A 24,486-nucleotide genomic window follows, 5' to 3' on the forward strand; every position below is an offset into this window, starting at 1 on the left:
GTAATCTTTATTAAAAGTAATACCCCAGGTTTATATTTGCTCTTCCGTGCCACGAGTTGCTATCGCCTCCATAGGCAAACGCATTCGTCCATTCCGGTCCTAGCCAAGCATGATTTTTTCCCAAAGCATAATCAACATAGGCATATACACCACCTGCAGTAATCATGCATCCTGCTACATTTTGAAAACTGTCCTTAAATTGTTTTACTCTCTTGTCCATCCAACCAAAATCGTTGTAGAACTTTAAGCTCGAAATAGGTCCCAGATCGACAGGAAGCGTATAGGCGAGGCCGGCTGTATATAAATTTGCTTTTGCAGCAACTGAATAGGGAGCCCCGTAAGCGGTCATCGTCACCACATCTCTTGAATCACCTTCCTTGTTTTCCGGATTCTTATCGTACGAAGCCAACTGTAGTTTCAGATCCCAACGTTTTATATTTAATTCATAGTGAATTGCGAAAGCATTGTGATTTCCGTTACGGCCGGTCTCAATATTATATAAACCACCTACCATTGCAGACACCCCCAATCGATGCTTGAGATATTGATCTCCAAAGGAAAAGTAAAGCTGACCGTTCAACTGATTATTTTCCTTGTTACTGCCTGCTACATCATATGCATACCGGCTGTCCGACACAGGAGATGCAGATCCAAAATCCAACTCCTCCGCATTCTTAAAGAAGGCAAGCGAGTACTCCCATTTAGTATCTTTATGAGTATATTTGATCCCCATATCCGAGTCATCTTCCAATCCGACATAGTAATTAATCTGAAAAAAATAACTATTCGAATTATAGGGAGTTATACCAAAAGGAACGCGGGTTAATCCAATTTGAATCTCGTCTTGTGGTGTAAATGCATATCCTAACCATCCGGATTTCAGCATACCACCTCCCGAACTCTTCGAATAAAAGCGGTATTCTGCATCAAGTATAATCTTTTTATAAGCTGCATCCACATCAATTCTGAAAACATCAAACCCAAAATCACCGCCTCTGTCCTTACTCCCCTCCTTCCAATCGGAATAGTTGTAGTTAAATCGCAAAGCTCCTCCCACAGTTACTTTGGGAATCTCTTGTTCTGATTGTGCATTTACAGCAATTGAAGTTGCTAAAAGAAATAATAATACTAGCTCTTTATATCTCATAAAGTAGTTGTTTTAGGCCGGACGAAGCCATACGAATTCCATACTGAACAATCAAAGTTCAGCTTCCGGCAGATTAATAAAATGTGATAAAAGCAGGTACTGAGATAAAGCGAAAAAAAGGCTTATGAAGTATCAAGAAATTAGATTCGGAACAAACCAAAAATGCAATTCTTACTAACAAAAAAACCTGCTTTTTATTATGATAATGCAAATATAAGGAAAAAAGTCGAGACAACCAAAAACCTAACTAATATTTATTCAGACACTTACATTATTTCACGGCGTAATGTCTGTTTATCTGTAATAAAAATCTGTCTCTTTTCTTGTCGGATCAACCCCTCTTCCATCAGTTCGTAAAGCACTTTGGCAAGAGCCGGACGGGTAACCCCGAAATAGTCGGCCAACTCCTGTTGAGTCTCTTTCATAACAAAAGATGAAGTACCGTTTTTAGCCTGATCAAGCAGGTAAAAGATAAGTCGGCTTCGAATCGTTTTACACGCTAGCAAATGTAATTTATCTGTCAGACATTTCATGCATTCGGCATTCAATAACAGAAACTTTTTAAGAAAGGATTCGTATTGCAGCAGAGCAGTTAATACCGAATCACGGCTAATTAATACTATTTCTGCATCTTCCAACACCGTAACTGTTACAGGAAAACGATTGTTCTCAGCAAAAAGAAAAGCAGGAGCCAAAGGGCGATGAGCATATATCGTCTCAATCCGAAGCACGGCACCGGAACCATCAACCATTTCTGTTTTAACTTTTCCTTTCATCAAAAGATATAAATGCTTACACAAATCGCCCGAACGCGCTACCAGCTCTCCTTTTTCAAGAAAAGAAACCGTATAATCCAGTCCGGACAGAAAAACTTCACGCTTTTCTGGAGGTATGGAGTCAAAAAGGGGGATTGTAAAAAGTTCGTTTATATCCATAAGATCAGAAAATAAGGTAACAAATCACTCTGTAAGTACTGTCTACTCGGTCAAATATAGATTATTTTTTTCACTCAAACAACAGATTCTTTGACTTTTGTAATATTTATTACAAATTAATTGATTAACAAGTTGCACCTTTACACCAAGTGTAACCTCAACTAAAGAGAATGACGTATGAAGATAGCCACTCTCATCAATCAGATTCTCCCAAACAGACGATGGAAATTAACCGCCATAATAATGTTGGGTGTTCTTTTCGGATTAGGATTCTACACAGTGTATGCTTCAAGGGCAGCCAGCTATCTGTCTGACGAACCGGCCACCTGTGTTAACTGCCACATCATGGCACCTTTTTATGCCACATGGAACCACAGCTCGCATGGAAGAAATGCCACATGCAACGATTGTCATGTTCCCCAGGACAATGTATTCCGCAAATACTACTTTAAAGGCAAGGACGGAATGCGTCATGCTTCCATTTTTGCCATCAGAGGAGAGGCTCAGGTAATTCAGGCAATAGATGAAAGTGCCAATGTTATTATGGAAAACTGCATTCGTTGTCATACTCAACTTAACACCGAATTGGTAAAAACCGGGCGAATGAATTATGAAATGGCCAAAGCCGGCGAAGGTAAAGCCTGCTGGGATTGTCACAGGGATATTCCTCACGGAGGAACCAACAGCTTATCATCCACACCCAATGCTCTTGTACCCTATCCTAAATCGGATACCCCGGACTGGCTGAAGAAAATACTTAATGATAAAAAATAAAACCTGATAATACTTTCACAATTATGGAAAAGAAAATTAAAGCATGGCAAGGCTGGCTCCTGTTTGCAGGAAGCATGATCGTAGTATTTGTATTGGGTATGCTGGCTGCATCCATCAATGAACGACGAGCCGAGATAGTAACTATTTTCAATAACAAGAAAACCGAAATAAAAGGTATTGAATCGAGAAATGAACTGTTTGCCGACAACTATCCCAGGGAGTACAACACCTGGCTACAAACAGCCGATACAAGCTTTCAAAGTGAGTTTAACGGAAATCAGATGGTAGATGTGCTTGCCCAGCGTCCCGACATGGTAATTCTATGGGCTGGCTATGCCTTTGCAAAGGACTACTCCACTCCTCGTGGCCATATGCATGCAGTAGAAGATATTATACATACCCTTCGTACCGGAGCACCGGTATCTGATACTGACGGTCCGCAACCTGCAACCTGCTGGACTTGCAAGAGTCCTGATGTTCCCCGGATGATGCAATCTCTGGGCGTGGAGAATTTTTATAAAACCAAATGGGGTGCCCTGGGTAGTGAAATCGTAAATCCGATCGGATGTGCCGATTGCCATGAGCCTGAGAATATGAATCTGCAGATAAGCAGACCCGGACTAATTGAAGCATTCGAAAGACAAGGCAAGGATATCAAAAAGGCTTCGTTACAGGAGATGCGTTCGTTGGTATGTGCACAATGCCACGTTGAATATTTTTTCAAAGGCGACGGCAAATACCTTACTTTCCCATGGGATAAAGGGATGACTGTAGAAACGATGGAAGCATACTACGATGAAAGCGATTATGCCGATTACACACACGCGCTTAGTAAAGCTCCGATGCTTAAAGCGCAGCATCCTGATTATGAATTATCACAAATGGGCATCCATGCTCAGCGTGGGGTGGCGTGTGCCGACTGTCATATGCCGTATATGAGTGAAGGAGGCGTTAAATTCAGCGATCATCATATTCAAAGTCCGTTGGCGATGATCGACCGCACCTGTCAGGTTTGTCACCGGGAATCTGAAGAAACATTGCGTAACAACGTATACGATCGTCAGCGCAAAGCAAACGAGATACGAAACCGACTGGAGACTGAATTAGCTACCGCTCACATAGAAGCCAAATTTGCATGGGAAAAGGGAGCGAGTGAAACGCAAATGAAACCCGTCATGAAGGCCCTGCGTGCCGCACAATGGCGTTGGGACTTTGCTGTAGCCTCTCACGGAGGGTCTTTCCATGCTCCGCAGGAATTCCAACGCATTCTTGGTCACGGTTTAGATAACGCAATGCAAGCCCGTCTATCCACAGCAAAAGTCCTGGCCTCGTTAGGATTTAGCGGTGATGTACCCATGCCAGACATATCCACGAAAGAGAAAGCACAAGCTTACATTGGATTGGATATGGCTACTGAGAGAAAACAAAAAGATGAATTCATGAAAACCATCGTACCCGAATGGCTTAAGAAAGCCAAAGCAAATAACCGACTTATTGTAAAAAATTAATCTATGTGGAAACAACCTTGGGGATACGCTGAAGGTGCTGTAATTTGTTCCGGACTGTTCATAACCGGTACAGCCCTTCAGTTTACTACCGGTCCCGTTAATGCAAACCTGTTTCAATATCCAATCAATCTATTGTTTGGAATATTTTATATGGTTTGTATGATCGTATTGCATTTGAACAAAAAGAAAAGCGCCGCTATCCGATGGCTTTCGGGTATGGAAGCCAGCATTACATCTATTGTAGCGTTCCTGGTCATGGTGCTCATTATGGGAGTTACCGCCCAGACTCCACAAGGAGCTACAGTTGAAGAAAAGGATTTTCTCACGAATTTAGGATTCAGACAGCTAACAAACTCTTGGTCGTTTGTACTCATATTTCTTTATATGCTCACGGTGTTGTTGCTTACTACCCTGCGTAAAACGCTAAAATACAAGACAGGAAATATCGGTTTTTTGTTAAACCATGCCGGTTTATCCATAGCCTTATGGGGTGCGATCCTGGGTAGCGGCGATCTGCAAAGATTACATATGGTTACTCAAACGGGTACTCCGGAGTGGCGGGCTACCGATAGCAAAGGCAATATTACCGAACTTCCGCTGGCTATTCAGCTGGAGAAATTCTCCATCGAAGAATATCCTCCCAAAGTGATGGTTATAGATAATACGACAGGCATGACACTTCCAAGCGGCAATCCATCCATGCTCGCCATGGAGAATGATTCACTTCAGGGAAGGTTGATGGACTGGCAACTTTCAGGGACACAATATTTACCTATGGCTGCCTGGGTTCAGGGAAAGTATGTGCCCTTCCAGAACGAAGGAGCTACAACTGCGGTCTACGTAAAGGCAAAACAGATAAAAACAGGTATTGTAAAAGAAGGATGGATCAGCTACGGAAGCTTTATGTTTCCACATCAGGCTCTTGAATTAGATAATCAACACAGTCTGGTAATGCCACCCCTGGAACCTAAACGATATGTTTCGGAAGTCACCATCTTCACTGAAGATGGGAAAAGCATTCCGGCCACGATCGAAGTAAATAAACCGATCAAGGTGAACGGATGGAAAATATATCAATTAAGCTACGACGAAACTATGGGTAAGTGGAGCAGGACAAGTACTTTCGAACTGGTGCGCGATCCGTGGTTGCCGGTTGTTTATACAGGGATAACAATGATGCTGCTCGGGGCGGTATATCTGTTTGCGTTTGCTAAAATTGGGAAAAAGAATATATGAGTTGGGATGATTTTGTCTGGTTTGTGATTGCCTCCTCCCTGTGCTGGATTGCCGGGGCTGTTGCTGCATTGATGCAAAAAGGTTGGAAGTTGCCTGTGTTGCTTACCTGCGGAGGTATTCTCCTTTTCTTTCTTTTTATTTTGGGAATGTGGATTTCCCTGGAGCGTCCGCCATTACGTACGATGGGAGAAACCCGTTTATGGTATTCCTTCTTTCTGCCAGTTGTGGGGGTAATCACCTTTGTGAGATGGAGGTATCGCTGGATACTTTCTTTTAGTACCCTGATGGCTATTGTTTTTTGCTTTATAAATCTACTTAAACCGGAGATACATAACAAAACTCTTATGCCGGCACTACAAAGCCCCTGGTTTGCACCACACGTTATTGTCTATATGTTTGCCTACGCTGTACTGGGAGCAGCCTTTGTTGTAGCTGTTTATCTGCTTTGGAAACAGAAAACAGTAGACTCTACTTCGATGGAAATGTGTGATAATCTGGTGTACGTTGGCGAAGCTTTTCTTACCATCGGGATGTTGTTTGGAGCAATCTGGGCCAAGGAAGCATGGGGACATTATTGGAGCTGGGATCCTAAAGAGACATGGGCTGCCGCTACCTGGTTGGGATACCTTATCTACATACATTACCGAAGTCACCATGCCTCGCGAAATACACCGGCACTGATAATACTTATTTTTGCCTTTTTACTGCTTCAAATGTGTTGGTTTGGCATCAATTACCTGCCTGCAGCGCAAGGAAACAGCATTCATGTATATAACATGTGAAACAATTAAATGACGCACAAAATGAAAACACCGGTCAAACTCTTTGTTGTATGTGCTCTGTTAGTTACAGGCACAGCTTTGCATGCACAGGAAGAATTCAGTATCAGTACACAGATACGCCCGCGGACTGAATACCGGAACGGGACCTTATTCCCCCGTGATGCCGGAGACGGTGCCGTTTTTTTTGTCAACACCCGGGCTCGCCTTTCCATGGAATATAAGCGGAGCGACCTAATCATGAAGCTTTCCGGCCAGCATGTTGGCGTATGGGGCCAAGACCCGCAAATTGAAAAAGAGGGACGGTTCATGCTAAACGAAGCTTGGTTGCAGCTACCTTTCGGCAACGGATTTTTCGTTAAAGCGGGTAGGCAACAGCTTTCTTACGACGACGACCGGATCTTAGGCACATTGGACTGGAACACTTCCGGCAGATGGCACGATGCACTTAAAGTAGGATACGAAAACAAAATACGTTCTGCACACCTGCTTCTCGCCTATAATCAGAAAATAGAACCATACGCCGGAATGGACTATAGTTATACCGATGCTCAACCCTATAAAACCATGCAGGGACTTTGGTACAAGGAACAAATTGGCAAAAAGTTCAATATATCGGCCCTGTTCCTTAATCTGGGGCTGGTACCGGGTAGCGCAAGCTCTTCACCTGTAGATGTTAAATATATGCAGACGATGGGTACCAATCTTAATTTTGTAACATCCGACTGGAACCTTTACGGTACATTTTATTTTCAGACCGGGAAAAATGCACAAAAACAAAAGGTTGAAGCCTGGATGTGGGCTTTAAAAGCCGACTACAAACTCAACGATACATGGAAACTTACCGTGGGCAGCGATTGGCTTAGCGGCGACAACCACCCAGCGGAGGGGACTTACAAAGCATTCAATCCGCTTTACGGAACTCATCACAAATTTTACGGGGCAATGGATTATTACTATGCATCCGGATTTCTTTCCGGTATGGCTCCGGGACTATGGGACAACCAGCTGGGAGTTTCATTCAAAGCCTCTAAAGATGTGGTGCTTCAGGCAAACTATCACCTATTTTCGTCAACAACAGACCCTAAAGACAGGTGGCTTACCAGCGATCTGGGCAAAAGTCTGGGCAGCGAACTTGATTTAGCCATCGATTGGCAAATACGTAAAGATGTAAAATTATCGGGAGGATACTCGGTTTATTTCGGAACAGCTACCATGGAGATGTATAAAGGAGGCAGTCAGGATTCATGGCAGGACTGGGGATGGGTATCTCTGAATGTAAACCCCAGGGTATTCATATCCAAATGGTAAAAACAGTAACAAACACATAATAGCAAACAAAAACGGGTATCTACTATTTATAGATACCCGTTATTTATTAAATCAACGAAGCTGTTATTCCTTTCCACAGAGAGTCATCCGGAACCGATGCCACTATTTCTACCGGCTCTTTGGAGACCGGATGAATAAATTGGGCTTTGCGTGCATGAAGACTAATCCCGCCATCCTTATTGGAACGTTCAGATCCGTACTTTAAATCGCCTTTAATAGGACAACCCATTTTAGCCAGCTGACACCGTATCTGATGATGTCTGCCTGTTTTAAGGTCGACTTCCAGCAAGTAGTAATTATCCGATCGTGCGAGCAGCTTATAATGTAAGATAGCCTTTTTGGAATTGGGCTTTTCTTCCGTATAAGCATAGCTTTTGTTTTGCTTTTCGTTCCTTACCAACCAGTGTTCCAACGTACTCTCTTCTGTAGGGGGACTATTTTTCACAATGGCCCAATAGGTCTTTTTAATATCCCCGGTACGAAACATCTCGTTTAAACGGGCAAGCGCCTTACTGGTCTTGGCAAACAATACCAATCCCGAAACCGGACGATCCAGACGATGTGCCACACCAACAAAGACATTTCCCGGTTTGGCATACTTCTCCTTCAACCAAGCCTTTAATATCTCCGAGAGTGGAGTATCACCGGTTTTATCGCCTTGAACAATTTCCCTGCAGGTCTTATTTACAGCAATCAGATGATTATCTTCGTAGATAACTTCCATATTACATATTCATTCCACCACAAACATGGATCACCTGACCACTTACGTAAGAAGATAAGTCGGATGCCAGGAAGGTAGCAACTTTAGCCACATCTTCCGGAGTACCGCCACGACGAAGCGGAATATTCTTTGCCCATTCGGCCTTTACCTCTTCGGTAAGTACAGCGGTCATCTCTGTAATGATAAATCCCGGAGCGATACAATTGGCACGGATTCCACGAGAACCTACCTCTTTGGCAATACTCTTGGCCAAACCGATCATACCGGCTTTAGAGGCCGAATAATTACACTGTCCGGCATTTCCGGAAACACCCACGACAGAGCTCATATTAATAATGCTGCCACTTTTTTGTTTCATCATTACAGGAGTGATGGCATGTACAAAGTTGAAAGCCGACTTCAGGTTTACGTTAATAACCATATCCCATTGTTGCTCTGTCATACGCATCATCAAACCATCACGAGTAATACCGGCATTGTTAACCAACACATCTACACGTCCGAAATCTTTAACAATCTGGTCAACCACATTGTGCGTATCTTCATAATTGGCAGCGTTAGAAGCATAAGCCTTCACTTTAACGCCCATAGCTGCTATCTCTTTTTCTGTTGCCAGAGCATTGTCGTCAATAGCCAAATCTGTAAAAGCAACGGAAGCTCCTTCTGCTGCAAACTTTAATGCAATCGCCTTACCGATACCACGGGCAGCCCCAGTTACGATAGCTACTTTTCCTTCCAATAATTTCATAACATTTATATTTATATGTTTAACACTTTATCAAACAAGAACCGGCAGAATAACCTCCACCAAAAACAGTAAGCACAATCAGATCTCCTTCTTTATAAATTGAATCATTTTGAGCAAACACCAATGCAGAGCTTACCGAACCGGTATTTCCCAACTCTTCGATATTTGAAAGGATTTTCTCTTCCGGAATCTCCAGCTGACGCGCTATATTAGACATGATACGCATATTGGCCTGATGTCCTATAAAATAGGTAAGATCGTTCACCGTATAGCCATTCCGATCTAAAAGATAGAGCGCATTTTTAGGCATATAGGTACAGGCTTGAATGAACACATCCTTTCCGTGGGGCATCGAGATTCCACCATCGTAGGGACGGAGCATCACCCCTTCGGGTCCGTTACTGATATGTCCCAATCCTTCGGTATATATTTCCAAAATTTTTGGTTCCTTACCGGTAACAGGCTCTTTAGAAATAAAAAAAGCGGCAGCGGCATCACCCCACAGATGTCCCGCTTTGGGATCATGCTCATTGCTGTAAGCCGAATTTTTATCGCCCGATATAATCAATGCTTTCGTTGCTTTTCCCATTGCGAAATATCCTTCCACCACTTCCAAGGCATTAACAAAAGAAGAACAGGCAGACGAAAGATACAATGCTTTCGCATTTTGTATGTTGTATTTCTGCTGTGCCACATGAGCTGCTGTTGCCACTGTATCGTAGGGAGAATAGGATGCTGATATAATGAGATCGACTTCCGTGATATCATAGGGTAATTTTGGCAAAGCATTTTCAATTGCTTCTAGGCCCATGGTCGTAACATTCTCTTCAGGTTTTGCCTTCGATCTAGTTAGTATACCCGTACGTTGAAATATCCACTCACTTGTCAATCCGTTAACCTTATAAAAATATGAATTATCCACCCTCTCTTCGGGCACATAAAACCCTGTTGCATTAATAAACATGTTTTCTAATTTTTCTTTATCTTGATTCCGTTGAATATCAAATTCATCACATTGTCTTTTCTTTGCAGACGTTGTGATACATTGTCGCCCATCAATCCTCTGATATAGGGTACTTCCAGACCTTTAAAAGCATGATGCAGTACAACTGCAGTAATATGTGTATCCGGCATCTCAAAAATTCCCTGAGCTACACCTTCGTTAAGAATTCCTTCAATTATTTCTGTTTCACGGATGTCAAAATTCTTCCGGACCTTCTCCACTCTCCAGATGTCACGAAAGAATGTGGCCTTTAGCGTTCCATTACGGAATACCAAAGCCTTAATAGCATCCAGGCGTGTATAAATAAAGGTGATAATCTTTTCATCCGCCGGCATATCTTTACTGGCTACGCTAAGCAGCGTTTTATACAATGAATCCAACTCGGACTCAACCACAGCCATATAAATCTCATTTTTGCTCTTAAAATAGGTGTATAGCGTACGCCTTCCCTTGCGGGAAGCCTGTGCAATATCATTCATGGTTGTATTATCCACCCCAGAGCGAGCAAACAATTGTCTGGCCACATCCACTAACATGTCACGTGTTTTTGAAACTGTAATAGGCATCGTATTGCACATTTTGATTGAAACTGTGCGCAAAGTACTCAAAAAAGATTGTATCTACCAAGTATATTAAAAAAAAGTTGCAATTAATTTGTTTTATAAAGATTATTCCCTACCTTTGCACTCGTTATCAAATAACAAACATATATCGCGGAGTGGAGCAGTGGTAGCTCGTTGGGCTCATAACCCAAAGGTCGTAAGTTCGAGTCTTGCCTCCGCAACAATAGAAAAAGGTCCTTCATAAATTTGAAGAACCTTTTTTTGTATCTGATAGCAAATCTATGCTCACCCCCGCCCATAATCAACACAACCAGTTTAATTATTTTACAAAAATATCCTTCACATCCTTCACTTTTTATTTCACTTTTTGAATTATCCTTCACTTTTTATTTATTATTGCATTCATCCGGCGTAAACAATTATCGATCTCAGCAAAAGTTATATAGCACCAACTATTTACAAGACTACGGTGAACTTTTCTTTTCATAACTACAATCTATTTTTTTCATCGTTATACACTATTCGTTTGTCATATGTTGAATGCAAGGTATCCAGCTGTCTACTTTGCATTCAACATATGACAAACGCAAAGGACACAGCTGACAAACGAATAGTTCTTCGTATTGAAAAAAATAAAAGTATTAAATGAAAAAAGCACTGCTTCCTATTCAAATCGGTAGCAGTGCTTATATTCTTTTCAATCTTACTGTTATATGTCTTTACAACCCTATTACATCTGATTAAAATTACGTCCCAACATTTTACGAATTTCCATTTCGTTTAATCCTCTTCGTGCAGCGTAATCGTCCACTTGTTCTTTGTCTATACTTCCAATCTGGAAATAATTAGATTCCGGGTGAGCAAAAAACAATCCACTAACCGTAGCGGTAGGGGCCATGGCTCCATTTTCTGTGAGCTTCACTCCTATTTGCGACATGTTAAGAAGTTCATCCAACGTGAAATTCTGCAGCTGATCCGGTAACGACGGATAACCGATAGCCGGTCGGATGCCCTGATACTTCACTCTGTATAAATCGGCCATTGTGAATGATTCGTCGGCTGCATAGCCCCAATATTCCTTGCGTACCTTTTCATGCAGGTATTCGGTGGCCGCTTCTGCCATACGATCGGTCAGCGTCTGCAAAAGCATGGCTTTGTAGGTATCACCCTCTTCTTCATACTTATTTTGCAAATAATCGGCACCGGCACCGGCGGTAACTACAAATGCTCCGATATAATCTGTTCTTCCTTCGGCAGCAGGCATAATATAATCGGCCAATGATTTATATATTTCATCTTCACGTTTAACCTGCTGACGGAGCATCGGGAACTTTACACCATCAATCAGCACAGAATCTCCTTCGCTGTTTGCCGGGAAAAATCCATAAACCGCTTTAACAAACTCGGCTTTCATCTCTACAAGCTTATCAAGCATCCGGACAGCATCTTTATATAACTGCATGGCTTCGGCCGCTTTGGCTCTGTCGGCTTCAGGGAAATCTGCCAACCAGGAAGCCCGGCAGGCATCACAACCATGTAATTTCGTAATTTCAGAAAAACGTCCGTTCAATCTCCATGCACTGAAGAAAAAGGTCCAGTGGATATATGGAACAATCTCCTCCACCGGAATATAGGGTAATACGTGTACTCCTTTTTGATTCGGCACAAAAGGTTCATACGATTTCCAATCAATTGGAATATGCTTTTCCCTTGCTTCTCTCAGCGGAACAAGCACCTCCTTTTTGGCAGCAAAAGACTGTCGTAACGCTTCGTAATCACTATATAATTGAGTTACAAACTCGTCCCTCGAATCCTTATTGGTAAATTTAGAGGCAATAATGGGATTTTGTGATGCATCCAACACATGTATCACCGGGTGACTGTAATGTGGCGCAATCTTCAAGGCTGTGTGAAGTCTGGATGTAGTAGCACCACCCACCATCATCGGGATCGACAAACCGGCTTTCTCCATTTCGGAAGCCACATGAGCCATCTCTTCAAGTGAAGGGGTGATAAGTCCGCTTAAACAAACAAAATCCGGCTGCTCTTCTATTGCTTTCTTTATAATAACATCGGCAGGCACCATCACACCCAGGTCAATCACTTCGTAATTGTTGCATGCAAGTACAATAGATACAATATTTTTTCCAATATCATGCACATCACCCTTCACCGTGGCAAACACCACTTTTCCGGCCTTGGTAGCACCGCCGGCCACCTTCTCCGATTCGATGGCAGGCTGCAGGATTGCAACAGCCTTCTTCATGGTTCGGGCTGTTTTCACAACTTGCGGCAAGAACATTTTACCGGCACCAAAGAGATCTCCTACGATATTCATCCCTTTCATAAGAGGTCCGTCAATGATATCGACCGCTTTAGGATAAGCTGTCAGCGCCTCTTCCAGATCGGCTTCCAGATGATCGCCAATTCCTTTAACCAACGCGTGGACCAGACGGTCTTCCAATGTACCCTCCCGCCAAGCTTCGTGTTTGTCTTCCGTCGCACCCTCTTTCTCAACCTTCAGATTCTGAACAAAATTGATCAGCTCTTCCATGGCTTCGGGGCGGCGGTTCAGAATAGCATCTTCAGCCAATGTGCGGAAGCCAGGTTCGATATCGTCGTAACTTACGGCCTCCGACGCATTCACAATACCCATATCCATCCCTTTTCCAATGGCATGATACAGGAAGATGGCATGCATTGCCTCTCGCACATAATTATTTCCTCTGAAAGAAAACGACAAATTGCTTATACCGCCACTTACTCTGGCTCCGGGCAGATTCTTCTTGATCCACTCCACTGCCTGAATAAAAGCAAGACCATATCCGTTGTGCTCTTCCATACCGGTAGCGATAGCCAGCACATTCGGATCAAATATTATATCATGAGGGTTAAAGTCAAGCTTATCCACCAACAGGCGGTAAGCCCTGTTACATACCTCAATTTTACGCTCGAAAGTATCTGCCTGTCCGGTCTCATCAAAAGCCATAACCACAGCGGCAGCACCTAATTGTTTAACACGCTGGGCATGTGAAAGGAATTCGGCTTCTCCTTCCTTAAGACTGATTGAATTAACAATACTCTTGCCCTGAACACACTGCAACCCTTTTTCCAAAACCTCCCATTTAGAAGAGTCTATCATTACAGGTACTTTGGCAATATCCGGTTCGGCGGCAATCAGATTCAGGAATGTGGTCATCTCCTTTACGGCATCCAACATTCCATCATCCATATTTACGTCAATTATCTGGGCGCCATCTTCTACCTGCTTACGTGCAATAGTAAGAGCCTCTTCGTAGTTTCCCTCTTTAATAAGACGTAAGAATTTACGGGAGCCGGCAACATTACAGCGTTCGCCGATATTCACAAAATTATTCTCCGGTTTTACTTCCAACAGTTCCAAACCGGATAACCACAGGCAATCCGGTTTGGGTGCTGGTTTTCGGGGCTTGGCACCCTTTACCAGTTCCGGATAACGGGCGATATGCGCAGGAGTAGTACCACAGCATCCGCCAATTATATTTATTAGCTGTTCATCCACAAAGGGTTTGATGTGTCCAGCCATCGTTTCGGGAGTTTCATCGTATTCACCCAAGCTATTTGGCAAACCCGCATTAGGATAAGCACTTACATAACAGGGGGCATATTTCGCAAGTTCCTGCAGATATGGCTTCATATCGGCAGCTCCAAAAGAGCAGTTCAGACCGATACTTACAATATTGGTATGTTGTACAGAAGCCAGAAATGCCATTAAAGTCTGTCCGGAAAGCGTGCGTCCTCCTTGTCCGGCCAAAGTCAGCGACAACATTATAGGCAGATCTTTACCCTTTTCTTTCAATACAACCTCGGCCGCTTCCAGTCCGGCTTTCACATTCAAGGTATCGAATGTTGTTTCAAACAAAATAATGTCTACACCGCCATCCACCAGCGCCTCTACTTGTTCTTTATAGACGTTATATAAATCCATGTAGGAAACGGCCCGGTAGGCGGGATTACTTACATCCGGACTCATTGAGGCTGTTTTGTTTGTAGGACCTACAGAACCGGCAACAAATATAGTTTTATCAGGATGTTCCTTCATAAATGCATCGGCTACCTCACGGGCAATACCTGCTGCACCCAGATTAATTTCACGTACGTACGACTGCATACCGTATTCCGCCATGGAAATACCGTTCGCATTGAATGTATTGGTAGAAAAAATATCGGCACCTGCTTCCAGATACTGACGATGAATTGTCTTGATAATTTCCGGTTGAGTAACAGAGAGCATATCGTTATTTCCCTTCACCTGTCCGGGAATGTCCGCAAAGCGTGTGCCGCGGTAATCGTTTTCGCCTAAACGATATCCCTGAATCATCGTACCCATTCCTCCATCAAGAATGAGGATACGCTCTTCGAGAAGTCGTAAAAAAGTTTGCTTGTTCATATGTTGCTATAATTAATCGGGAGATGTTTCAATATTTACAAGCCGAAACAAAAAAGCTTGTCAACCTTCCAAAGGTCTTTTAATAACATTACGGCTGTATATAAAGTTGTATAGCCTCCGGCCCCAGACCACCGCGATTGCAAAAAGCAACCGGGTTCCAAGTATCCAAAGAGCGGGAATTCCAATAGCAACAAATATAACAGTATCTTCTAGTAATGAATGAGAGACAGCTAAATGATGATTCAACAGATGGCCCTCCTTTTGCGTAAGCTTTTTTAATTGCATCTGCTCAACCATAATCGCTCCGCCATAGGCAAGACCTACAACATTCCCAACCAGCCACAAGAATGCGGCATCGCGGGGCAGACCGAAAATCTTCATCAAAGGAGCAAATAGGTCGGACAGTTTTTTCATAAGCCGGAATTCATCCAATACATTATGCAGAATCATCAAGCCTGTTACAATCAGCAAAATAGTGATTATTACCGACATGGATCCGGTAATCCAAAGGATAAGCACCTCTTTTAAACTTGTATCCTGCGTTGCTGCTAATGCCTTCCCTACTGTTTGTCCGCTCCATTCAGGAAGCACCAGATTTAAGGTAAAGGCAATCAGAAAGCTCATCGATAAACGCAGGATGGTCATTCCCCAGAAAGAAGAACCTGTTTTTGCCTGTATGGACGATTCCACAATGAGGTTGTGTGATACCAGGCACATTATTGCAAGGATGGTCGCCTCTCTTAATCCCAAAGACATCGAAGTAATTAATGCGATGGGTGCGTACAGCGGACCAAAGGTACTTGTTATAAAAATGATAGCTGTCTCGCCGGGTAATCCTACAAGCGAGAAAAGCGGAGAAAGGAATCCGGATATTTCGGCCAACCAGCCCGAATACTCAAGCAATCTGACCAATAAAGAGATGGGCAATATAATCTTCAACAGCCAGATACAAGTTCTGGCAGACTTAGGCAATGCATTCTTGATACACAACCAGATCCTTTCCAAGTGAGTTCCCATTCCTATTTCTTGAATAAACGGTCCATCTCCCGTTTGTCTTCTTTTTCCTTGATGGAATGACGCTTGTCGTATTCTTTCTTCCCCTTTGCAACTGCGATAACCACCTTGGCCAGGCCCTTGTCATTGATAAACAAACGAATCGGCACAATCGTAAAGCCGCTGTTCTTGGAAGCTCCTTCAATTTTTCGCAATTCCTTACGGCTCAACAACATTTTACGGTCTCTTCTGGCCACATGGTTGTTATAGGTACCATAAAAATACTCGGCAATATACATATTCTTCACCCACAGCTCGCCTTTCTCCATGATACAAAAGGTATCCACCAGACTGGCTTTACCTAAACGGATGGATTTAATCTCCGTACCGGTAAGCACAATGCCTGCCGTAAAGGTGTCGAGCAATTCGTAATCGAATGTGGCCCGTTTGTTTTTGATCTGTATGTTATTACTAATTTTCTCTTTCATTTTTCTGAATTATTCGAAACGTAAACCAGGCATTAACATGGAAAGCAGAAAGTCGATGATAATAGGTGCAAGTAATATCACCGCCGAAACAATACCAACAAATTTCAACTTCACATTTTCCTCTACTCCCATGTAAGATTCTGCACCCTCCCACACAATGTAAACCGTATAAAGAATAAAGATACGAAGAAAAAAGAATTCGGGTAAAAGCATGAGTACGATAGTAAGTGCATACACCAATGACGACGAATAGCCGACAAAGCATTGCCAGCGTTTCATATCTTTCACTCGTTTAAATATACTCACCCAAAGTTCATTAAGCAGGTAGGATGCCAGATAAAATCCACCAAAAAAAGAAACCAATGTTTTAATGGACGATTTCAATGCAAGCTCAACGTCAAATTCCTTCCGGGTGAACAACACTCCTAAAAAAGCAGCCAACGTTACCATTCCAATCAACGGATAAATAAACCGAGATAGAAAGTCTTCCTCTTTGTCTTCTTTCAGGGAAAGCATCTCCCATGCCTTTGCAGGCTGAGAAATAATTAGTATAACTAATTTAATTATCTCCTTATACATCTTCACATTTCTAATTGAAAGACAAAAGTATAAAAATAAGACATAACTTCTACTATCTTACTGTATTTTATAGTTGAAATCACATTAAACCTCCAATAAAAGAACACAATAAAAAAAGGGAACTGTCCACAGACAATTCCCTTTAATCCACCGTTTATTTGAAAATTAATTGGATGTACCCAATATTGAGCTTACATCCCACGTAATGCGTTGAGTAGCCCCTTTCACAAAGCTGCTGTCGGCATTAATTGTTTTAATATAATTAATTTTAAAGCTTAATTTATCATTGCCCAACGTTTTCTCCTTTTGAGCAATCTGTTTCAATACATACTCCACATCAAATGCATTAACATGATAGGGGGTGATTTCGGGAGATTTACCATCTTGCACCTTCTGGCATGAATAGTAAAAATTATAGATTCTGTATCCGTCTACTTCCTTTACCTCTTCGTTCGGATTGTAAGTTAGTCTGTACGTATTTTTCTGTTCTGTTTGTTCTTTATGCTGCGAATAAACAAATAGCTTGTTGCTGATAAAGTTCAACGAGGGAATATCGTAAATCATCTGCTCGTTGGGGCGTACTTTAAGTGAGTCGGTTGACGAGCTTGTAGGCCACTTATCCACATCCACATAGTTTGATATCGTAGCAGCATAGTAACCCAGTTGTTCTACATTCTGAACTGAATAATCTATATACATGTCAATCAGGCAACAATCACCCGGCTGTATAGAAGCATCCGAGTCCAGACCCGGCGAATAAATAAGGCTACCATCCGAAATCCGGACCACTTTTTTGTAGGTCAACGGTTGAGATTCCACAACACCGGCTATGCCGTAAAGGCTGGTTTCACTTCCGCCTTCTCCCAAACATGAGGTCAACAGTACCATCGCCGAAGCCAAAACCGTCAGCGTAGTCATTCTAAGTCTCTTCATCTTCATTCTTTTTTAGTAATTATATTAATTTATTATTAAAATCCCAATCTTAATCCCACATTAAATCCCGCATTAAACGGTTTTTCCGAGCGAATGGTTTCAATTGAACTTCCGTTATCGAAGTAGTATGCCACACCGCCTTCAACAAAAACATTCACAAAGCGATAAACCGGATAGCTTACTCCGGCCTTTGCGTTGGCCGACCATAACCACTCCTTCATCCGCACCTTTTCACTTTCCGTACCTAAATCAATTCCTTCGGAGAATAGTGTGTTTTTAACTATACCATTTACATTGATCTCGGCCATAGCTCCTGCTGAAGTATAGAACTGGAAATTATTCCATTCAGCAATTTTATAGACTACAGACATCGGTACTCCCAGAAAATAAAGTTTCTGTTTCGTCTTTGTATGAAATGTTCCGTTCGTTTTCCAATCAGACGACAGCAGGGTAAAGTTAAGTCCCGTCTGCAATGCAAACCGATCGTTCAATCGTCTGCTTACAGCCAACCCAAACGTAATCGGGGTATCATGATGTATATCCGTTTTCGGAAGCTCACTGTTGATGGATGGTGCATTCATATACATCAATCCTTTATCCGCCTGCATGGAATTCTTAAAAGTATACGTATTAACCGTATTACCCGATCCGGCAGTAAAGCTACCGCTTCCGAGGCCAAAACTCCATTTTCTGTCCGATTTTTCACCCCTTTTTATATCCGGTTGACCTGCATCGGCAATAAGACGGCGTGTTTCCGGAGCTTTTTCGGCAACCGGTTTAGGTTCGCTATCCTGTTTGGCGGCTATGCTTGGTTGAGAAGGTACTCCTTCCGTATTATTTGGAACTTCGGTCGCTACCGAATCTGTTTCCGTTTCAACCGTAGAAACTTTCTGGGATGCTGATTGTACTGCAGCATTCAATCTAATAATACGGTCCACCTTTTTATTCGCATACGTTCTGTCTTTCTTCTCTTGTACCGATTCGCCATCAGCCAGTTGAACAGGCTCTGTAATGGTTTTCAATTGTTCCTGTTTCAATTGGTTATCCAGCACTTCGGTTTCCTGTCTGGCCTGCTGTACCAAAGGAGACTGCAATGTTTCCTCCGTATAGAAATAGAACGTACCGGTTGCAATCAAAAAGACAACAGCTGCGGCAGCAGCCACATATTGCCATTTTCGTCTTAAGGGAACAACCTTCCGGGCTGGCAGACGCTGCAATATAGCATCCAGGTCGGCCGGATCGGGATCCGATTCAAAGTTCTGCAACTTTGATCTGAATATATCCTCCAATTGATCTCTTTGTTTATCGTTCATATCTTTCATCCAATTCTTTTACTTTCCGTTGCAATAACTGTTTTGCTCTTGTAAACTGAGACCTTGATGTACTTTCGGTAATTTCCAGCATTTCACTGATCTCTTTATGAGAATAGCCCTCTATGGCAAACAGGTTGAATACTGTCCTGAAGCCGGGAGGAAGTTCCTGTACCAGTTGGAGCAGATCTGCAGCAGACATTTCAGAAATAACCGAATTATCCGGATGCATCAGCTCCGCCGTATTATCAAGATCTACTGCTTCCCTCAGAATATCCGTTTTACGCAGATGCTCCAACGCAGAGTTTACAAATATTTTTCTCATCCACCCCTCGAACGAACCCGAACCGGCATAAGAATCAAGGGCAGTAAAAACCTTTACGAATCCATCCTGCAGTAAATCACGAGCTGTCTCTCTATCGCTTGCGTAGCGTAGACAGACCCCCATCATTTTGCGGGAGTATGTTTCGTAAAGCTCTTTCTGAGCCATCCTCTCTCCTTTCCTACAACCCTCTATCAGTTGTTGTTCATTCATTTAGTCAGATATTCAGTTCCTCCGCAGAGGTCGTTCAACAAATTAGATGAAAACATTGAAATAAATGCTGCATTCTGTTTATAAAAAAAACAGAGGTAGCCTCTTTTAGCACCGGAACAGAATCCATTGCTTAAAAGAGGCTACGCAAAGATAAAAATGATATGGTTAATGCTTATGCTTTCCGTCTTCTTTTTTAACAGGAACAGCACATCCGGCTCCATCATCTACTGGAACAGCATCCATCTCAATCTTTTTAAATGCCGATACCAAACGGGTGGCCGATGTTTTATCAGCTCTGTAAGTTACAACGACTGTACGCGTAGATAAATCGCATTTCAAATCTGTCACCCCCTTTTCGAAGGCAATGTTCTTTTCTATTTTCTTTACACAATGATCGCAATCCATTGCTTCAATGAAGAAAGTGGCCGACTCTTTTTTCTTTTTTACATCTTGTGCAAAAACAGTACTCAGTACACAAAAGGTACATACGAGAATAAAAACAATTCTTTTCATACTTTTACATTATTGGTTGTTTCACAAATCAATCTCTTGCAATATTAAAACGGATTCCGGCATAGATCTTTCGTCCGTGTACCGGACCGTAAATCATTGAGCCATCAAAATTATCACCTCGTGGATTAGAAGCATCTATTATCGGAGTATCCTGTGTAAAGTCAAACAGGTTCTCGCTGCCCACATAAACGGACCATCTGCGGAAGAAACGGGTAACCTGTGCATTTACAACCGTGTAATCCTTAAATTTACTATCCCACAACGGATGGGTGGTATCCGGTAACGGCATTCTTCCTCCTCCGTTAAATTGAGAAGTAACATCAAACTGCCATTTTTTTAGCGGGGTTTGATACGAAGCTGTTAACAATCCCTTATAATCACTCACCAAAGGCTTCTTCATTCTGTAAATCAAACCAGCTTCGTTGCGATAGTCGGTTTGGGCATCGGTATACCTATAGGCGGCCGTAAGGGTGAAACCACGGAAAAACGGATAGGTAGCTTCCAGCTGGAAACTATTTGAATAGGAAGATCCTTCCAGATTATAAAAACTTACCTCGTGGGGATTGCTATCCACATCCACTACCACTTGTTTATTAAAATCCGTGTAATACCATTCCCCATTCAATGTAAGTTCCTTCCCGGCAATCGGGATATAGAATGAAAGATTTAAACCTGTATTCCATGCCTCTTCCTGATCCAGGTTTTCGGCAATACGCATTTTGCGACTGCTGGCCAACAGAAAGTTATTTTCGGCAAGCACGTTGGCCGTTCGATATCCCTTTCCCACCGAAGCGCGTACATGAAACCAATCGAATGGATTGTACTTAATGTGTACACGGGGTGTTACAAAGAAATCGTATTTTTCACTGTAATCGGCGCGGATACCTGCCAGCAGAATGAATTTATCGTTCAGATTATAGGTATATTGTGCATATGCTCCAGACACCACTTCGCTTCTGTTGTAGGGTGTCCATCTGTTATTTAGTACCAGGTTTTCATTAAATCCATCGTAATTCAAACTCAATCCGGTGCTCAGACTGTGTGCATGCGAGAATTCCTTTTCATACATCAGGCTGGCATACACATTATTCTGATAAATATTATAGGGAGTAATGTCATAGATGGACTTTTGTTCGTGATATGAGCCCGAAAGAATCAGTGCTACACTCTCAACCTTCTCTTTATCTAAAATATAGGCCTGTTTGGTAAACAGCTCGGCCCGGTTGGTGTTCAGATCAATTACATAGGGATTAACCATGCCGCCGTGATGCGTATCCTGACCACCTATTCTGCTTTCGTGCAAGAAACGTCCGCCATATTGAGCCACATACGAGCCCGAATTATAGCTCCACCGGTTCATCAGATTTACCTGCTCTTTTAAGGGTGTATCCAGAAAACCATCCCCATTATCATCATGCGACATTTTATCGTTGGAGTAATGCACCAACAAACCTGTGGACAGCTTATCGTTTATATGCCAGGATGCATCAGTATTTGCTTCATATCTTCCGGCATCACTGGCAAAAAGATTAGCAGAGAAAATATCGGCCGTCTGCGGCTTCTTAAATTCCACGTTAATCTGCCCTGCCAATGCCTCGTAACCATTCTTTACAGATGAGGTTCCTTTAGATACCTGGATACTCTCCATCCAGGCGCCCGGGACATAATCCAATCCATAAAGAGAAGAGGCTCCTCTGAAATTTGGATAATTTTCGGTAAGCATCTGTACATAAGTGCCGGATAAACCTAATAATTTGATCTGACGCGCTCCCGTGGAAGCATCGCTATAAGAGACATCTACCGATGGATTAGTTTCAAAACTTTCGGCCAGATTACAACAGGCAGCTCTACACAACTCATCATAAGTTATTTTCTGGGTTTGAAGCACACTTGTTCTACTTGAAATTGTAGCCACCTTGCGTTCACTTACCACTACCTCGTCTAAGGAGACCTCTCCTTTTAACACAATAACCAAAGGTTCTTTACTGTCTTTTACCGCAACAGCTACGGTTTGGTAACCAATATAACTTGTTACCAGATTGGCTTCAGGTCCTTTACTCTTTAAGGTAAAGAACCCTTGTAAGTCGGTTGTTGTACCTTCCTGTGTGCCTTCCCAATAAACATTTGCTCCTATTACAGGTTGTTTGTTTTCATCATAAACATGACCTTTTACGACACCATCCGCCAGTAATCCTGTCGGAATAAGCATCATACAAAGTAAAAAATATACTTGTTTCAACATATTCAAATTCTTAAACGTTAATACACTGATGCCTTTCCTATCCATTTTTAGATACGGAAACATTCCATATCCTGTTCGGGATAAGACTACAATCCTTCATCCGGCAACCTACAGGCAACCGGAACAAAATCGTTTAAAAATTAAATCAGAAGTGTAGTGAGAAGCGATAAATAAACACGTGGGCATAGTATAGGCGGCCCATCCAGTGGAACAAAACAATGGCTGTAAACAGGTACAGCAGGAATCAACGATTGAACAATATCAAAATTTAAGTAACTCAGATCAAATGAAGGAACCTGTATCACAGGTATATCATCCGTATCGTCTGTCCATTCAAACTTAACACGCTTCAATCCGCAGTTAAGGCAGTCGCCGTCATGACGGAAAACTTCTCCTTTCTCGTTCATGAAATTAACATAATCGTGTCCGTGTGTTTCGCAACACAGATCGTTAACCACAGCATCCACTCCTTGTACAGCACACTCGTGACAGCAATAGTTTATATAATTAACCCCTGCTCCCCCATATCCTACGATACAGGCAAGAAAGAGAATTAAAACAACCGTTACTGTCTTTTTCATCTGTTTAAAGCTATAATAAGAATATATAACTGCTACAAAGATATAAAATAATCAAAACTCCAACCGAGTCCATTCTATTTTTAACTATTATTTTTCGTACGGAAGCAAATAATAAATAGTTTCTTTCGAAGGTTTGCTCTCTATCCGATAACGGGTAGAAGAGGTAACACAGAATGAATACATTCTCTCTATTTCATCTGTAAGCGGTAACCGGAAGGAATTTCCTCTTACTCCGGTAGCCAGCATATGAGATGATGTTTGGGTGTCCACAGAATCATTAATCGCATAATAAACAGTGTAAGATAAAGAATCACTCTTACCTTCGGGCACATCCCAGGTAAGCTCCAGCTCGTTATTTTCTTTGCGAACTTTGATCTCTGCAGGAGCCTCCGGAACAGCATCATCCAACCATTTGAGCGGAGGAAGCTGGGCGGGAAACTTATAGTATACATTCTTAAGTTCGTCGTAAATACCCTTGGTATTGTCCAACACGTTTGCACAACGGAAAAACGAACACCCGGCTCCACCGTAATATCTGCTATAGTCAATCTGATCGGTAATATCATTTTTTTCCCAGTCGGCTTCCTTTTTGTCCATCCGGTAAGCTCCTAACCCGGGCACAACAATCCGCCCGTTGCTAATCTCTACCCAATTATCTACAAACGGGAAAAAATTATCAAACTTATAATACATCATTGGCACCACCATATCGTGCTTTCCCTGTTGCAACCATTTTCCGGGATCTTGATAAACACTTTCGTAAGCAGTCCAACCCGCATTGGGTACTTTCGGAATACGGCTGTATTTGCCTAAAGGAGAACTGCTAACCTGAATCCAGGGCTTCACTCCCTTTATCCAATCATAAATCATGGATACCATCCGGGTAATATTGGAACGGCGCCACTCGTCTAAAGGCATTCCCTTACCTGATTTATTATAAGCTGCCCTGTCGGGAAACTTCTTAGCCTCTTCTGGATAGCGTATATAATCAAAATGAATCCCATCCACATCGTATCCATTCACTATTTCCTTTACTAGAGAAAGAATATATTGATCTGTTCCAGGTACACCCGGATCGAGGTACCACTCGCCGTTAAATCGCTTGCAGAGTGAGGGCATCCGTTTAACCACCGA

General features: G+C 42.4%; 22 protein-coding genes and 1 tRNA gene (1 of these 23 running past the window's edge). 6 read left to right on the forward strand and 17 right to left on the reverse strand.

The genetic code is table 11. The features are described 5' to 3' along the window. Positions 1 to 10 precede the first annotated feature (10 nt). Together F5613_RS03260 and F5613_RS03265 are read right to left on the reverse strand one after the other, a co-directional pair. Positions 11 to 1,147 carry a hypothetical protein gene (locus tag F5613_RS03260; protein WP_179398666.1) on the reverse strand — a complete coding sequence of 379 codons (1,137 nt, stop codon included), beginning with the start codon at positions 1,145 to 1,147 and terminating at the stop codon, positions 11 to 13. Between the two features lie 266 nt (positions 1,148 to 1,413). Continuing rightward, entirely contained in the window at positions 1,414 to 2,082 is a 669-nt protein-coding gene (locus F5613_RS03265) for a Crp/Fnr family transcriptional regulator (RefSeq protein ID WP_079683479.1), read from the reverse strand. Positions 2,083 to 2,259: 177 nt separating this feature from the next. On the opposite strand from F5613_RS03265, the gene nrfH reads away from it, so the two are divergent. The 5 genes from nrfH to F5613_RS03290 are packed head-to-tail and all read left to right on the forward strand — an operon-like array spanning position 2,260 to position 7,690. After that, the gene (gene nrfH / locus F5613_RS03270) at positions 2,260 to 2,856 is read left to right on the forward strand and encodes a cytochrome c nitrite reductase small subunit (protein WP_068180721.1); all 597 of its coding nucleotides are present in this window, start codon (positions 2,260 to 2,262) and stop codon (positions 2,854 to 2,856) included. Positions 2,857 to 2,879: 23 nt separating this feature from the next. Then, positions 2,880 to 4,364 carry an ammonia-forming cytochrome c nitrite reductase gene (gene nrfA, locus F5613_RS03275; protein ID WP_179398667.1) on the forward strand — a complete coding sequence of 495 codons (1,485 nt, stop codon included), beginning with the start codon at positions 2,880 to 2,882 and terminating at the stop codon, positions 4,362 to 4,364. A gap of 3 nt (positions 4,365 to 4,367) precedes the next feature. Continuing rightward, positions 4,368 to 5,600 carry a cytochrome c biogenesis protein ResB gene (locus F5613_RS03280; RefSeq protein WP_079683477.1) on the forward strand — a complete coding sequence of 411 codons (1,233 nt, stop codon included), beginning with the start codon at positions 4,368 to 4,370 and terminating at the stop codon, positions 5,598 to 5,600. Then, a complete protein-coding gene (locus F5613_RS03285) occupies positions 5,597 to 6,382 on the forward strand; it encodes a cytochrome c biogenesis protein (RefSeq protein ID WP_068180712.1) in 786 nt (261 codons plus the stop codon). The genes F5613_RS03280 and F5613_RS03285 overlap by 4 nt, the downstream gene beginning before the upstream one ends. A 21-nt stretch (positions 6,383 to 6,403) precedes the next feature. Then, positions 6,404 to 7,690, forward strand: coding sequence for an alginate export family protein (locus F5613_RS03290; RefSeq protein ID WP_179398668.1), 1,287 nt, complete (start codon positions 6,404 to 6,406; stop codon positions 7,688 to 7,690). A 67-nt stretch (positions 7,691 to 7,757) separates the two neighbouring features. Here F5613_RS03290 and F5613_RS03295 read toward each other — a convergent pair whose 3' ends face one another. Genes F5613_RS03295 through F5613_RS03310 form a run of 4 tightly spaced genes read right to left on the reverse strand, consistent with a single transcriptional unit; the run spans position 7,758 to position 10,752 of the window. Next, on the reverse strand, positions 7,758 to 8,435 hold the full coding sequence (locus F5613_RS03295) for an RluA family pseudouridine synthase (protein WP_179398669.1): 678 nt from the start codon (positions 8,433 to 8,435) through the stop codon (positions 7,758 to 7,760). 1 nt (position 8,436) lies between these two features. Beyond that, the gene (fabG, locus tag F5613_RS03300; protein WP_179398670.1) at positions 8,437 to 9,183 is read right to left on the reverse strand and encodes a 3-oxoacyl-[acyl-carrier-protein] reductase; all 747 of its coding nucleotides are present in this window, start codon (positions 9,181 to 9,183) and stop codon (positions 8,437 to 8,439) included. A 19-nt stretch (positions 9,184 to 9,202) separates the two neighbouring features. Then, complete coding sequence (locus F5613_RS03305; protein WP_179398671.1) at positions 9,203 to 10,147, reverse strand: 3-oxoacyl-ACP synthase III family protein; 945 nt, start codon at positions 10,145 to 10,147, stop codon at positions 9,203 to 9,205. Between the two features lie 5 nt (positions 10,148 to 10,152). Then, on the reverse strand, positions 10,153 to 10,752 hold the full coding sequence (locus F5613_RS03310) for a TetR/AcrR family transcriptional regulator (RefSeq protein WP_179398672.1): 600 nt from the start codon (positions 10,750 to 10,752) through the stop codon (positions 10,153 to 10,155). A 146-nt stretch (positions 10,753 to 10,898) separates the two neighbouring features. Here F5613_RS03310 and F5613_RS03315 point away from each other — a divergent pair. Beyond that, positions 10,899 to 10,970: transfer RNA gene (locus F5613_RS03315), tRNA-Met, on the forward strand. Between the two features lie 509 nt (positions 10,971 to 11,479). On the opposite strand, the gene metH is transcribed toward F5613_RS03315, so the two are convergent. From metH to F5613_RS03370, 11 genes are all read right to left on the reverse strand, one after another. Next, positions 11,480 to 15,178, reverse strand: a complete 3,699-nt coding sequence (metH, locus tag F5613_RS03320; protein WP_179398673.1) for a methionine synthase — start codon at positions 15,176 to 15,178, stop codon at positions 11,480 to 11,482. A 60-nt stretch (positions 15,179 to 15,238) separates the two neighbouring features. Beyond that, entirely contained in the window at positions 15,239 to 16,195 is a 957-nt protein-coding gene (locus F5613_RS03325; RefSeq protein ID WP_179398674.1) for a nucleoside recognition domain-containing protein, read from the reverse strand. A gap of 2 nt (positions 16,196 to 16,197) precedes the next feature. Next, complete coding sequence (gene smpB, locus F5613_RS03330) at positions 16,198 to 16,659, reverse strand: SsrA-binding protein SmpB (protein WP_079684616.1); 462 nt, start codon at positions 16,657 to 16,659, stop codon at positions 16,198 to 16,200. A 9-nt stretch (positions 16,660 to 16,668) separates the two neighbouring features. Continuing rightward, a complete protein-coding gene (locus F5613_RS03335) occupies positions 16,669 to 17,238 on the reverse strand; it encodes a YIP1 family protein (RefSeq protein ID WP_079684615.1) in 570 nt (189 codons plus the stop codon). A 165-nt stretch (positions 17,239 to 17,403) separates the two neighbouring features. Further along, on the reverse strand, positions 17,404 to 18,171 hold the full coding sequence (locus F5613_RS03340) for a BFO_2992 family lipoprotein (RefSeq protein WP_179398675.1): 768 nt from the start codon (positions 18,169 to 18,171) through the stop codon (positions 17,404 to 17,406). Positions 18,172 to 18,206: 35 nt separating this feature from the next. After that, complete coding sequence (locus F5613_RS03345) at positions 18,207 to 19,484, reverse strand: porin family protein (RefSeq protein ID WP_179398676.1); 1,278 nt, start codon at positions 19,482 to 19,484, stop codon at positions 18,207 to 18,209. Continuing rightward, complete coding sequence (locus F5613_RS03350) at positions 19,474 to 20,016, reverse strand: RNA polymerase sigma factor (RefSeq protein ID WP_068180681.1); 543 nt, start codon at positions 20,014 to 20,016, stop codon at positions 19,474 to 19,476. The genes F5613_RS03345 and F5613_RS03350 overlap by 11 nt, the downstream gene beginning before the upstream one ends. Positions 20,017 to 20,181: 165 nt before the next feature. Continuing rightward, entirely contained in the window at positions 20,182 to 20,529 is a 348-nt protein-coding gene (locus F5613_RS03355; protein ID WP_079684612.1) for a cation transporter, read from the reverse strand. A gap of 28 nt (positions 20,530 to 20,557) precedes the next feature. Continuing rightward, entirely contained in the window at positions 20,558 to 22,771 is a 2,214-nt protein-coding gene (locus F5613_RS03360) for a TonB-dependent receptor (RefSeq protein ID WP_179398677.1), read from the reverse strand. Between the two features lie 140 nt (positions 22,772 to 22,911). Beyond that, positions 22,912 to 23,352, reverse strand: a complete 441-nt coding sequence (locus F5613_RS03365; protein ID WP_179398678.1) for a hypothetical protein — start codon at positions 23,350 to 23,352, stop codon at positions 22,912 to 22,914. An 87-nt stretch (positions 23,353 to 23,439) separates the two neighbouring features. Beyond that, positions 23,440 to 24,486 carry the 3' portion of a glycoside hydrolase family 10 protein gene (locus tag F5613_RS03370; protein ID WP_179398679.1) on the reverse strand. Its footprint extends 435 nt past the window's final position, so 1,047 of the gene's 1,482 nt are visible here — the last part of the coding sequence; its start codon lies off the right edge, out of view; it ends in the stop codon at positions 23,440 to 23,442.

The organism is Macellibacteroides fermentans (genome assembly GCF_013409575.1).
GTDB classification, from domain to species: domain Bacteria; phylum Bacteroidota; class Bacteroidia; order Bacteroidales; family Tannerellaceae; genus Macellibacteroides; species Macellibacteroides fermentans.